13 protein-coding genes are annotated in these 12,295 nt (G+C 75.0%); 8 read left to right on the top strand and 5 right to left on the bottom strand.

Annotation, left to right across the window (positions count from 1 at the left end; genetic code table 11):
* Nucleotides 1-137 precede the first annotated feature (137 nt).
* From C8D89_RS20195 to C8D89_RS20175, 5 genes are all read left to right on the top strand, one after another.
* The gene (locus tag C8D89_RS20195; protein WP_133251988.1) at nt 138-560 is read left to right on the top strand and encodes a hypothetical protein; all 423 of its coding nucleotides are present in this window, start codon (nt 138-140) and stop codon (nt 558-560) included.
* Between the two features lie 82 nt (nt 561-642).
* Nucleotides 643-852 carry a hypothetical protein gene (locus C8D89_RS20190; protein WP_133251987.1) on the top strand — a complete coding sequence of 70 codons (210 nt, stop codon included), beginning with the start codon at nt 643-645 and terminating at the stop codon, nt 850-852.
* Between the two features lie 8 nt (nt 853-860).
* Nucleotides 861-1,196: a hypothetical protein gene (locus tag C8D89_RS20185; RefSeq protein ID WP_116709920.1), complete on the top strand. Its 336-nt coding sequence runs from the start codon at nt 861-863 to the stop codon at nt 1,194-1,196.
* A 112-nt stretch (nt 1,197-1,308) separates the two neighbouring features.
* Nucleotides 1,309-1,998 carry a winged helix-turn-helix domain-containing protein gene (locus C8D89_RS20180; protein ID WP_116709919.1) on the top strand — a complete coding sequence of 230 codons (690 nt, stop codon included), beginning with the start codon at nt 1,309-1,311 and terminating at the stop codon, nt 1,996-1,998.
* On the top strand, nt 1,995-3,365 hold the full coding sequence (locus C8D89_RS20175) for a HAMP domain-containing sensor histidine kinase (protein ID WP_243418263.1): 1,371 nt from the start codon (nt 1,995-1,997) through the stop codon (nt 3,363-3,365). Before C8D89_RS20180 ends, C8D89_RS20175 begins: the two co-directional genes overlap by 4 nt.
* Nucleotides 3,366-3,571: 206 nt before the next feature.
* Here the strand turns inward: C8D89_RS20175 and C8D89_RS20170 are convergent, their stop codons facing one another.
* Complete coding sequence (locus C8D89_RS20170; RefSeq protein ID WP_116709918.1) at nt 3,572-4,195, bottom strand: hypothetical protein; 624 nt, start codon at nt 4,193-4,195, stop codon at nt 3,572-3,574.
* Between the two features lie 70 nt (nt 4,196-4,265).
* Here C8D89_RS20170 and C8D89_RS20165 point away from each other — a divergent pair, with 70 nt between their 5' ends.
* Nucleotides 4,266-6,338, top strand: coding sequence for a transglycosylase domain-containing protein (locus tag C8D89_RS20165; protein WP_116709917.1), 2,073 nt, complete (start codon nt 4,266-4,268; stop codon nt 6,336-6,338).
* 29 nt (nt 6,339-6,367) lie between these two features.
* Nucleotides 6,368-7,210, top strand: a complete 843-nt coding sequence (locus tag C8D89_RS20160) for a YhjD/YihY/BrkB family envelope integrity protein (protein WP_116709916.1) — start codon at nt 6,368-6,370, stop codon at nt 7,208-7,210.
* Nucleotides 7,211-7,317: 107 nt separating this feature from the next.
* Here C8D89_RS20160 and C8D89_RS20155 read toward each other — a convergent pair whose 3' ends face one another.
* The 3 genes from C8D89_RS20155 to C8D89_RS20145 form a co-directional block, all read right to left on the bottom strand.
* Complete coding sequence (locus C8D89_RS20155) at nt 7,318-7,944, bottom strand: permease (protein ID WP_116709915.1); 627 nt, start codon at nt 7,942-7,944, stop codon at nt 7,318-7,320.
* 223 nt (nt 7,945-8,167) lie between these two features.
* Nucleotides 8,168-8,479, bottom strand: coding sequence for a YrhK family protein (locus C8D89_RS20150; RefSeq protein ID WP_116709914.1), 312 nt, complete (start codon nt 8,477-8,479; stop codon nt 8,168-8,170).
* A gap of 113 nt (nt 8,480-8,592) precedes the next feature.
* A complete protein-coding gene (locus C8D89_RS20145; RefSeq protein WP_133251986.1) occupies nt 8,593-9,027 on the bottom strand; it encodes a hypothetical protein in 435 nt (144 codons plus the stop codon).
* A gap of 78 nt (nt 9,028-9,105) precedes the next feature.
* Between C8D89_RS20145 and C8D89_RS20140 the strand changes: the two genes are divergently transcribed.
* Nucleotides 9,106-11,469, top strand: coding sequence for an MMPL family transporter (locus C8D89_RS20140; RefSeq protein WP_116709912.1), 2,364 nt, complete (start codon nt 9,106-9,108; stop codon nt 11,467-11,469).
* Here C8D89_RS20140 and C8D89_RS20135 read toward each other — a convergent pair.
* On the bottom strand, nt 11,450-12,241 hold the full coding sequence (locus tag C8D89_RS20135) for a hypothetical protein (protein WP_207787332.1): 792 nt from the start codon (nt 12,239-12,241) through the stop codon (nt 11,450-11,452). The genes C8D89_RS20140 and C8D89_RS20135 overlap by 20 nt on opposite strands.
* Nucleotides 12,242-12,295 lie beyond the last annotated feature (54 nt).

The raw sequence follows: 12,295 nt of genomic DNA, 5'->3' as shown, positions 1-12,295 counted from the left end.
AACGCTCTGCTGGTGCACACCTGACGTTCCGCTGACGAAGTCGCGGTGATCGGCGCGTGTGCACGTGGACCGGGCACTACGGCGGCGCGGGGCGCGGTACCGGGGTGGCGGCCCGCCGTCGAGCGCCGGGAGGGACCGTGGACACGTCGCAGGGGACGTCGCCGGGGACGCGGCCCCGTCACCGAGGGATGATCGCCCTCGCTCCGGTGGCGGCGGCGGTGCTGTCGCTCAGCGGGTGCGCCGGACCGTCGGCGCCCACGGAGCCGCTCGACATGGTCGAGTTCTCGGCGGAGGGGACGGACGGGGCTGCGTTCGGGTCCTACGTCCTCGTCGGGGACCTCCTGAGCACGAGCGCGCGCACGTTCACCGGCCTGCCCTTCAGCGCCCGCCTGCCCGCGCCCGGGACGGTGTCACCGAAGATGTCGGTCTCCGTGGTCGACCTGCCGCCGAACTCGCGGGTCACCTGCCGCATCGCGCTCAACGGCCGCATCCTGGTCGAGAACACCGGCGACGTCCCGGGGCGCGACGTCGTGTGCACCGCGGGCACCACGACACCGTGACCGGCGGAGACGCACCTGACGATGGTCTGACGAACGCCGAGCGCGCCCCCCGTCGACGCCGCCGATTCCTATCGTCGAGGTCATGTCGGAAACCGTGCGGAGTGCGAGCCTGTCGGTCGCCGCGCTCGCTTCCCTCCTGATCGTCTCGATCGGTCTCGCCGCCCTCGTCGAGACCGACGACCCCGACTGGCTGATGCTGATCCTCGGGCTCGTCGCGTTCACCTTCACCGTCCTCCCGCTGCTGCTCGGCAGGAGTCGTGAGCGGCGACGGACGGCCGGACGCGAGGCCTGAGCGCACGGGTGGACTTCTCGGAGATCGTCTGTCCGCACACCGGGGTGAGCGCCCAGGAGGCCGCCGCGCGGGCGCTCGTGGCCCGCGACCACCTCGGCGGCGAGGTGACCGCGGCACCCGACGCCCCGCTGCCGGCCCGGCGCAAGGCCCTGATCGAGGACGTGCGGGTGCTGACCGGCCTGCTGGCGGCGGAGCTGTCGGCGCGGCACGACGATCCGGCGGCCCGGGTCCACGCGTCCCGTCTCGCGCACGACGCGCACCGCGCGACCCTGTTGTCCGACGAGTTCGCCTTCCACGCCGGGCTGGCGATGCGCGCCCTCGACCGCGCGGGGCACCCCGACTGAGACGACCCGGACCTGACGATCTTCTGACGAGGACGTCGACGCTGCTCCATCGGACCGCTCCCCGCGACGGGTCCGGGTAGCGTCATCTCACCGAGCCGGCGGGAGGCCTGAGATGGGCACGCGTGTCCTGCTCGTCGAGGACGACGAGCGTATTCGTCAGGCCCTGGGGCTCGCGCTGGCCGACGAGGGCTACGACGTCGTCGAGACCGCCACCGGCGAGGAGGCGCTCGAGGTCGTCGATCCCGACCTCGACGTGGTGCTGCTCGACCTGATGCTGCCGGGGATCGACGGGATCGAGGTGTGCTCGACGCTGCGGTCCCGGGGCGACCTCCCGATCATCATCGCCACCGCCCGCTCCGACACCGCCGACGTCATCGCCGGGCTCGAGGCCGGCGCGGACGACTACGTCACCAAGCCCCTCGTGGCCGGGGAGCTGAGCGCCCGGATCCGCGCCCTGTTGCGCCGTCGCCGCCCCGCCCCGGCGGACGACGCGCCGGCGACGCCCGAGGTGCGGTTGGGCGACCTGGTCATCAACACCGGACGCGAGGAGGTCGAGCGCGACGGGCGGCCGCTGCACCTCACCCACACCGAGTTCCGCCTGCTGGTGGAGCTGGCGTCGGCCCGGGGTGACGTCGTCACCCGCGAGCAGCTGCTGCAACGCGTCTGGGGCTACGACTACTTCGGCGACACCCGCCTGCTCGACGTCCACATCCGTCGGCTCCGGCGCAAGATCGAGCCCGACCCCGACGACCCGCGCCTGGTGTTGACCGTCCGCGGTTCGGGGTATCGCACCGGACCGTGAGCAGCCTGCGCCGCCGTTGGGAGTCGGTGACGCTGCGCTGGCGGGTCGCGCTCGCCTTCGGTCTCGTCACCACCGCCGTCGCGGCGCTCCTGTCCGTCACCACCTGGCAGCTCGCGTCCGGCTACATGCTCGACCAGCGCGAACGCGGGGCGACGAACCAGGCCGTGGTCGACGCCCGGCTCGTCGCCGAGAACCTGCGGCGGACGTCGGACGAGCTCCCCACCCTCCTCGTGGGGCTGACCGGGCGGCCGGAGACGAGCGTGCTCCTGCGCAGCGGAGGACGGTGGATCACCGCGGGCCGCGAGGTCGACGTCGACGACGTGCCCCCCGCCCTGCTCGCCGCAGCACCGGCCCGCCAGCGTCTGGAGATCGACGGCCTCCCCGTGCTCGCGGTCGCCGTCCCCGTGACGCCCGACGGCGACCTGTTCGTCCGACTCGCGCCGCTCACCGAGCTGGATCGGACCCTGCGCTTCCTGTCCGGCGTCCTGGTCACGGGGACGGTGTTCGCCGGGTTGCTCGGCACCCTGCTCGGGTGGTGGACCGCGCGGCGGGCGCTGCAGCCTCTGTCCGAACTCACCGGCGCTGCGGGTCGGATGGCCGAGGGCGACCTCTCCGCCCGCCTCCCGGTGCGGCGCGAGGCCGACCTCGCGCCGCTCGCGGAGCGCTTCAACGCCACCGCCGACGCCCTCGAGGAACGGGTCCGGCGCGACGCGCGGTTCGCGGGCGACGTCAGCCACGAGCTCCGCACCCCGTTGACCACCATGATCAACGCCGCCGAGGTGCTCCGCCGCCGTCGCGACGACCTCCCCGACGCGGCCCGCCGGGCCGTGGACCTGCTCATCGCGGACGTCCAGCGCTTCCACCGCATGGTGGAGGACCTGCTGGAGATCTCCCGCGGAATCCAGGTCCCGGAGGGCCACGACCTCGCGCCCGTGGACCTGGCGGTGGTGGTCGAGAACGTGCCCGCGTCGCTCGTGCCCGACGCGGTCGTCGACGTCGCGGAGCCCGCGCCGCTGGTCACCGCGGACCGTCGACGCCTCGACCAGGTGCTGGCGAACCTGTGCGAGAACGCCCACCACCATGCCGGTGGGGTGGTCCGCCTCGCCGTGGTGCGCCGCGACGGGATGGCCGCGATCGAGGTCGACGACGCCGGCCCGGGGGTGCCCGTCGAGCTGCGCGAACGCGTCTTCGAGCGCTTCACCCGCGGTGTCCGTACGGTGCGCGACGGGAGCTACACCGGCGGCACCGGGCTCGGGCTCGCCCTGGTCGCCCAGCACGTCCACGGGATCGGCGGGCGGGTGTGGGTCGAGGACCGTCCCGGAGGGGGCGCACGGTTCGTCGTGGCACTGCCGGAGGTGGCGTTGTGATCCGCCGGAGCACACGGGCGGCGGCCGCCGTGGGTCTCGCGCTCGCGGTGACGGGATGCGGCGTCCATCCCGAGAGCGATCCCGAACCGATACCACCGACCATCCCGGTCGTGCGGCCGCCCTCGGTCACCCAGGAGCCCGCGCCGCGGGGTCCCACCCCGTCGCCCGCGCCCCCGCCACCGGGCTCCGCCGGGTCGTGAGCCGGCTCAGCGCGGCGCGCCGATCCCCAGCGCCTGGCACGACGGCACGGTCGCGGCCTGCGCGGTGAGCGACGGGGGCAGGGAGAGGTCGGGCAGGGAGACGGTCGACCCGCCGAGCACCAGCCGTCCCCGTGCCTTCCGCAGGGTGTCGAGCAGCGTCGCCTCGTCGACCTCGGGTACCGCACGGAGCTCCTCCCGCAGGCTCGCCAGCTCCTCGGACCGGGCGCGCAGCATCTGCACCACGGGCTCGGTCACCATCTGACCGGCCTCGACCGGCGGCGGCCCGGCCCGGTTGATCCCGTCCGCGGCCGCGTCGAACGCGGTGACCCGCATGTCGAGGTAGACGATCATCTGCTGGCGCGAGCCGAGGAGGTCCTCGGGGCGAATCTCGGGCACGGGTGTCGTCGACCGCACCGCGGGGGTCAGTGCGGTGCACACCTGGGCGAGCCACGTCTCGGGCGTCGGGTTGCCGGACGGGTTCTCGGGACCCAGGGGCCGGGGCTGCGGCGGCGCGGCCTCCACGCCGTACGAGCAGGCGCTGAGCAGACCGAGGGCCACCAGGACCAGGGGCAGGACGTAACGGCGCACGGTGGAGGCGTGCCCACCCCGGCGCGAGCGCGGACACGCCATGGGGCCATCGTCAGGCGATCGTCAGCCCGGCGGGCGCACCTTCTGGGCAGAACCGTGGTCGGTTGGAGACATGGGCAGACCCGACGCCGAGGATTCCGACCACTCCGGCGCCGGCCTCCTCCCCCTGCTGCTCCGTGCCCTCGCCGCGACCGCCGTGGCGGGCGCGCTCGTCGCCGCCTTCCTGGCGCCGATCGCCGTCGGCGCCGGGACCCTGATGACGCGCGCGACCACGAGCGCCGGTGCCGCGGGCGCCGACATCCTCGACGCGCGGCCCGCGGCCGCCACGGTCATGACCGACGCGACCGGTGAGCCGATGGCCCTGCTCTACCGCCGCTACCGCCTGCCCGTCGGGCCGGAGGGGATCGCCGACGCGATGAAGGACGCGATCGTGGCCATCGAGGACCGCCGGTTCTACGAGCACGACGGCGTCGACCCGCGTGGGCTCGCCCGCGCCGTCGCCAGCAACGCGTCACAGGGCACGCCGTTGGAGGGTCAGGGCGCCTCGACGATCACCATGCAGTACGTCAAGAACCAGCGGCTGTACGTCCTCGCCGACACCCCGCAGGAACGGCGGGCCGCCACCGCCGACACGCTGGGCCGCAAGCTGACCGAGGTCCGCCTGGCGCAGCGGGTCGAGGACCGTCTCGGCAAGGACGCGATCCTCGCCCGCTATCTCGACCTGGTCTACTTCGGCCGGGGGGCGTACGGCGTCGAGGCCGCGGCACGGACGTGGTTCGGCACCACCGCCGATGCGCTCACCGTGCCGCAGGCGGCGCTGCTGGCCGGCATGGTGCGCGCCCCGGGGAACTACGACCCGATCGACGAACCCGAGGCCGCGCGGGCCCGGCGCGACCAGGTCCTGGCCGCGATGACCGAGGTCGGTTCGCTCACCCCCGCGGAGGCGGAGGCCGCGCGCGCGGCCCCGCTGGGGGTGGTGCCCGACCCCGCGGTGCCCGACGGTGGGTGCGCCGCGGCGCGTCAGGGCACGGGCTTCTTCTGTCAAGAGGTCGTCGACCGCCTCGCGGCCGCCGGGCTCGACGTCGCCGCCGGGGGCTACACCATTCGGACGACCCTGGATCCGCGGGTCACGGCCCGGGCGCGCGAGGCCGCGGAGGACGCGGTGGACGAGGACAGCGGGGTTGCGGAGGCGGTCGCCGTGGTGGCGCCGGAGAGCGACCGCCGGCCGGTACTCGCCCTGGCCGCGAACCGGACCCATGGGGCCGACGCCGCGGCGGGCGAGACGCTGCTGCCGATCACGACCGCTCCCCTGCGCGGCGCCGGATCGGTCTACAAGATCTTCACGGCGGCCGCGGCGCTCGAGCAGGGGCTGGTGACGCTGGACAGCGAGCTCGACGTGCCCGACAGCTACACGTCGACCGCCTTCGACGACGCGGGTGAGGACTACACCGTCGAGAACCTCGGATCGGCCGACGACGAGATGACCCTGCAGCGGGCGCTCGCGGAGTCGCCCAACACCCCGTTCGTGGCCCTCCTCGACCGCCTGGGCTCCGTGGATCCCGTCGTCGACGTGGCCCGCCGCCTCGGTCTGCGCGCGACGCTCGCGGCTCCCGCTCCGGACGGCCGGCCCCGGAGCGAATGGGTGCGCGACGCCGAGCAGGCGTCGTTCACGCTCGGGCCCGACCCGACGAGCCCGCTCGACCTCGCGAACGTCGCCGCCACGATCACCGCCGGCGGCACCTGGTGCCCCACCACGCTCGTGACGCAGGTGACCGACCGCGCGGGCCGGGACGTCACCCCGCCGACGCCGGCCTGCGAGCGGGCGGTGTCACCCGGGGTCGCGAGCCAGCTGCGGGAGGGGTTGTCGGAGGACCACGTCGACGGCACCGCCGAGGACGCCGCCGACGACGCCGGGTGGGGCCGGTCCATGATCGGCAAGACCGGCACCACCCAGCGCTCGACGTCGGCGGCGTTCGTCGGTGCCACCGACCGCTACGCCGGTGCCGTCATGGCCTTCTCGCTCGACGAGCCCGCGCCGGTCTGCGTTGACCCGGTGCGCACCTGTTCCGACGGCGACCTCACCGGCGGCTCGGCCCCCGCCGAGACCTGGTTCGATCTCATGACCCCGCTGCACCGCGGGTCCGGGGCCACCGCCGATGATGACGGGGACCAGGACGAGGACTGAGCCGGCCGCCCCGCCGGGGAAGGGTGGGCATGGCCCTGTTCCGTCGGCGACAGCCGCGTACGCGCGTGGGGCGGGTCCTGGCCGCGGCCTCACGGCACCGGCTCCCCGCCCTGGCGGCGGAGTCGGCGTTCTTCGCGGCCCTGGCCGTCTTCCCCGCCCTGCTCACGGTCGTCGCGATCGTCCGCGCGGCCGGGCCGGCGCTGGGCGCGGACGCCGACGTGGCCGCCGCCGGCGGGATGACCCGGCTCCTGCGGGTCGTGCTCACGACACGGGGCACCGCGGCCGCCGACGCCGCCGAGACGCTGCTGACCAGCAGCACCCCGGGCGTCCTGACCCTCGGCACCGCCGCCGCGCTGCTCCTGCTCGTGCGGGCGCTGCGCTCGGTGCTGCACGCCCTCGCCACGATCGCCGGGCGCCCGCCCCGGACCTGGCGCGCCGCCGCCGCGCTCGGGGTCCTGCTGCTGCTCGGCGGGGCCACCGTCACGGCGGCCGCGGTGCAGGACCCGCTCCTGGTGCTCGACGTGCCCGCCGGCCACGTGGTGTGGCGCTTCCTGCGCTGGCCGATCGTCCTCCTCGCCCTCGTCGGCTGGGCGGTGCTCGTGCTGCGCGTGGGGATGCGGATCGGCCGGGGGGCCTGGCGGGTGACCGTGATCGCCGCAGCCGGGGCCGTCGGGTGCTGGGTGGCCGCGAGCGCCGTGTTCCCGCTCTACGTGGCGGTCGTCGCCCGCCTCGCGGCCGGTCTCGGCGCACTCGGCGGTGGGCTGATCCTGCTCGTCTGGCTCTACCTGCTCACGCTGTCGCTCTACCTCGCCGCCGAGACACTCCGCGAGCTCCGCGACCGCGGCGCGGACATCCCGCGCACCCCGCTGTGACGACGACGGCGCCCCCGCTGCCCGGGGGCAGCGAGGGCGCCGTTCGTCCCTCGGAGCGAGGCTCCAGGTTCTCAGGAGGAGGGTCTCCGGAGGGCCGCAGCAGGAGCTCAGCGGCGGTTGCCGCCGGACGCCTCCCGGGTGCCCTTGGTCATGGACGCCCCGACCCCGGTCCCGAGGACGGCCGCGACGAACGCGACGCCGAGCCACAGCGCGGACCAGCCGGCCGCGTTCTGGACGGCCTGGATCGCCTGGGCGATCACGGCCGGGTTACCGGCGAACTGCTGCGGGCCGGTCGCGACGACGAGCTGGGTGAGCCCACCCAGGCTGCCGGCGAGCGCACCGCCGCCGAGCAGGCCGAGGAGCAGCAGGCCCACGGCGCTCAGCGCCCAGGTCATCGCGCCCTGCAGTGCGGTGCTGGGCGACGACCCGCGCCAGGACGAGGCCGTGCCGCCCGCGAGGCCGCCCACGAACAGGGCGATGATGGCCAGCACGGCGCTGACGATGCTCGCCGCCACGCCGGCGCCCGCGCCGTCGACCCCGAGCGCGATCCACCCGAACGCGATGAACAGCATCTGCAGCACGACGTAGACGGGCAGCGCGACCACGGCGCCGACCCACGCCGGGCCCCAGCGGGTCGTGCGCTCCTCCGAGTGGGTCCTGCGCTCCTCCGAGACGGCGGCACGATCCTGCGTGGGCGCCGCCGTCGCGCCGTGCGACTGATCGAAGGTGGTCATGAGGGAGTACCTCCACGAGACGGGTCTCGGTGGTGTCCGGGGCTCCGTGTGATGGGCCCCGGTGGCGGGCCGCGGACCGCTCGGCGGGGCTCCGGGCCCCGCCGCGTCCGTACTCGACGCCCACTCCCGGCTGATCCATCAACCGGTCACCGATGGCTGCCCCGGCCGCCCGTCCCCACAATCTTGCGTCGGCCTTGCGACCGGCCCGGACGCCCGTCGCGCGTCAGAAGTCCTGGTCGGACTCCCGTGGCGTGCCACCGCCGCCGACGCCCCCGGGCGGCCGGCCCAGATGGATGATGCGTGTCATCCGGATCATCGGCCGGATCAGGAGCTCGACACTGCCGATCACGAAGAACCACGTGCCCGTGGTGGTGGTCGACTCGAAGAAGAACAGGATGCTCCCGACGGTGAACCACAGACCGATCAGGATGTCGTTGACGATGCTCAGCGCTTCGTAGCGCCGGCGGATGACCAGCTCGTCCTTCCCGAGGTGCAGGGTCAGCTCCGCGTTCCTCGTCTCCGTGTCCTGCGCCATGATGTCGTCCTCCCGCTCGCTCTCGGGCCGCCGGCACGGCCGTGCGCCCAGGCGTTCCCGTAGGTGGCCCCGCGTCGAGCGTGCGGGCGCCTGACGATCGGCTGACGGCCCGCTCACCGCGGCGCGACGGCGCGGCAGGCGGCCACCGCCGCCTCCAGCCGGGCCTGCTGCCGCTGCAGCTCGTCGAGCACGTCCTGCAGGGTCCGCGGGTCGAAGTCCCGGAGGGCGCCCACGGCCCGGTCGATCTGGGCGCGGATCGCGGCTCCCGCGTCCGCGGCCGCGGGGCACGGCACGCCCGGCGCCGGCGTCGCCACCACGGGCGGCAGGGTCGGAGGCGCTTCGGCCGGTTCCGTGACGTCCCGAGCCACCCACCCGCCGCCGGCCCCGACCGCGAGGGCGAGCAGCACCAGCACGACCCACGGCCAGCGCCGCCTGGAACTCGGCGTGCGGCCGCCGGCTGCCTGTCCGGCCCCGTCCTCGCCGCCGCCCGCGTCCCCGTCATGCCCCGCGCCCTCGGCAGGGCTGACGTCCGCCCGGTCACCGCCCACGACGTTTGAGGGTGGCACGCCGCGTGCCGAAGCGTGCACCGATGGACCCGGCGGTGCCGGGGTGGCAACGTCCCCGGCGTGGGCGCCGCACCCGGCTCGGCGACGAGCACCCCGCCGGAGGGGAACCCGCCGGGGGGCCGCACCCTCCCGGTGCGCGCCGCCGCCGTGCTCCTGACCCGTGGCTGGTGGGCGGTGCTCGCGCTCGTCGGCGTCGGCGTGTGGGCCACGGTGACCTCGCTCCCGACGCTCGCCACCGCGGGCGGAGGGTTGTCCGAGGTCATCAGCGAGGACGCGCCGGCGGTCCAGGCGCAGATCCGGGCGTACGAGATCTTCGGTCTCCCCCTGCTGACCCGCATCGCCGTGGTGCAGCACCACCCGGACGGTCTGGACCCCTACGCCCAGGCCCGGGCGACGCTGCGGGCGGCGGAGGTCACCGAGCCGGCCTACCGGGGCCGCCCGACGCCGCCGCTGCTCCTCGCCGTCCCGGTGTTCGACGGCCTGCCGCGCGGCGTGCCCGAGGGGCTCACGCCGGGGTCGGGGACCACCCTCACCGCGGAGGCGCTGAGGTCGGCCGGCCCGACCACCACGATCGTGACCTACCTCTTCACCGACCCTCGCGCACCGACGTGGGTGCAGGAGCAGGTGGCCCGCGACTACGCCGCCCGCATCGACCATCCCGGTGACCACCTGCTCGGGGTGAGCGGGACGATCCCGCTCCAGTCGGAGCAGGCCCGGATCGTGGCGCAGCGCTTGACCGCCGTCGAGGTCGCCTCGGTGGTGGCGGTCGCGCTGGTCGTCGCCCTCGCGTTCCGGTCGGTCCTCGCGCCGGTGATCACGTTGGTCGCGGCCGGGACGGCCTACGTGATCGCCGACCACGTCGTGGGGACGGTCGCCGCCACCTACGGGATCAGCGCGCCGGCCCAGCTCGAACCGGTGCTGGTGGCCCTCGCCCTCGGCCTCAGCACCGACTACGCGGTGCTCTTCCTCTCCGGGACGGCGCGCCGGCTGCGAGCCGGGCAGGACGGGCGCGCGGCCGCCCGGGGAGCCGTCGAGGACTACCTCGCGATCGTCGTCGTCGCCGGCGTGACCGTCGCCGCCGGGGTGGCGGCGCTCAGCGTGGCCCGTACCGAGCTCTTCCAGGCGTTCGGCCCGGGTCTCGCTCTCACCGTGCTGGCCGCCCTCCTGGTCTCGGTGCTGGCCGTGCCGCCACTGCTGGCGTTGTTCGGGCGGGCGGTGCTCTGGCCCGGACGACCCCTGCGGACCCGGCAGGAGAGCCGCGAGCAGGCCTCGCCGTGGGAGCCGGACCGGGGTCGCAGCCGGTTCGTCCGCTTCATCACCGGGCGGCGGGGCGCAGCCCCGGCAGCCGCGGTGGGTGCGCTCGCGCTCCTGGTGGTGTGCGCCCTGCCGGTCACCGGGATGCGCGCATCCGTCTCGCCCATGGACGCGCTGCCGGAGGGCAACCCGGTCCGGGTGGCCTGGGAGGGTGCTGCGGCCGGGTTCGCTCCCGGCGTCCTCTCCCCCACCGAGGTCCTCGTGACGGGAACCGGTGTCGCCGCCCGCCGTGACTCCCTCGAGAGCCTGCAACGGGCGCTGGCCGAGCGGCCCGGCGTGGCCGGGGTCCTGGGACCGGTCCAGGGCCGGCTCCCCGACGCCGTCCCCGACCGCTACGCGCTCTTCCTCGGACCCCACGGCGACGCCGCGCGCTTCCTCCTCGTGCTCGACGCCGACCCGCTGGGCGCCGAGGCGCTCGACACCCTGCGGGCGGTGCAGCGCGACATGCCGGCGCTGCTCGCCGAGGCCGGGCTGGAGGGCGCGTCCACCGCCTACGCCGGCGACACGGCCCTCGGCCTCGGTCTGGTCGAGAGCGCCCGCGCCGACTTCGTCCGGGTGGCCGTGGTCGTCGCCGTCGTCGAGCTGGTGCTCCTCGTGCTGTTCCTGCGCAGCCTCGTCGCCCCGCTCTACCTGCTCGCCTGCAGCGTGCTCGTGGTCGCCTCCTCGCTGGGGCTGACCTCGCTGGTCTTCGGTGAGCTGGGCCAGGAAGGGCTGATCTTCTTCGTCCCGTTCGCGGTGGGCGCCCTGCTCGCCTCCCTCGGATCGGACTACAACATCTTCGGGGTGGGCGACGTCTGGCAGGCGGCCCGCACGCGCCCGCTCGCCGAGGCGCTCGCCGTCGCGGTCCCCCGGTCGACCCGGGCCATAGGCGCCGCCGGCATCACGCTCGCGGCGAGCTTCGGTCTCGTGGGGCTCGTGCCGCTCGCCCCGTTCCAGGAGCTCGCCTTCGCGATGGCGGTCGGGGTGCTCCTGGACACCTTCCTCGTCCGCGCCTTCCTGGTACCCGCGCTCATCTGGTGGGTGGGGCCCGCCAGTGCCTGGCCGAGCCGGCGCCTGCGGACGGCCCCGGCGCGTGCCGCCACCCGTGCGGTCAGCCCTCCAGGGCGGTGACGATGGTCAGCAGCGCGCTGTACACGACGAGACCGACCAGGAACCACGCGAAGCTGGAGTGACGCCCGGACGGGAGCTCCTCCTTGAACACGTTGAGCAGGATCGACCCACCGAGCAGCGCGGTCAGCAGGGCGACCAGCAGCGCGCTGGAGGGGGCGAACAGCGCGGAGACGGCCCAACCGACGAGCAGGGCGACGGCGAGCGCGACCCGGCCGCTGCGGCGGAACCGGACGGGGTAGTGCTCCGCCAGGCCCCGGTCGGTGAGCACGAAGTGCAGTCCCATGGCGACGGTGAACAGCACCGCGAAGGCGACGCCCGTGCGCAACCGGAGCGCCATCGTGTAGGTGATGAGGAAGTTGTAGACCAGGAACGAGCCGAGGTGCAGCCAGTAGACACCCGAGGAGCCGGGCACCGCTTCGGCTCGCGGGCCGCGGCCGGCCTGGTCCCCGTGTCGTTCGGCGAGGCGTTCCAGCCCGTAGAAGGCAGTGAAGCCGGCCAGGGCGACCAGGAAGATGGCGAGGTCGACCATGGGGGTGGGGCGCACCACGTCCGACAGGGCCTCACCGAGCGCCTCGTTGCCCTCGGCGATCTCCGGAAGCAGGTGGAGGAACACGTACGCCACCGCGAGGCCGCCGGCGAACGAACCGGTGGCCCGCTCGGGCACGAGGGGCAGCGTGCGGATTCGCGGCGCGCCCAGGTGGAGCGCACACAGCACCACGGCGATCAGCAGGGCGCCGAGGACGCTCGGACCGACGGCGAGATCGACCGTCACAGCGGGATCCCCTCTCGTGGACGTGCCTCGGTCGAGGTCGGTTCCGACCGGTCG

This window comes from Actinomycetospora cinnamomea, from assembly GCF_003096675.1.
Classification (GTDB): domain Bacteria; phylum Actinomycetota; class Actinomycetes; order Mycobacteriales; family Pseudonocardiaceae; genus Actinomycetospora; species Actinomycetospora cinnamomea.
Note: the sequence above shows the minus strand (reverse complement) of the source record. Positions and strands in the feature narration are given on the sequence as shown.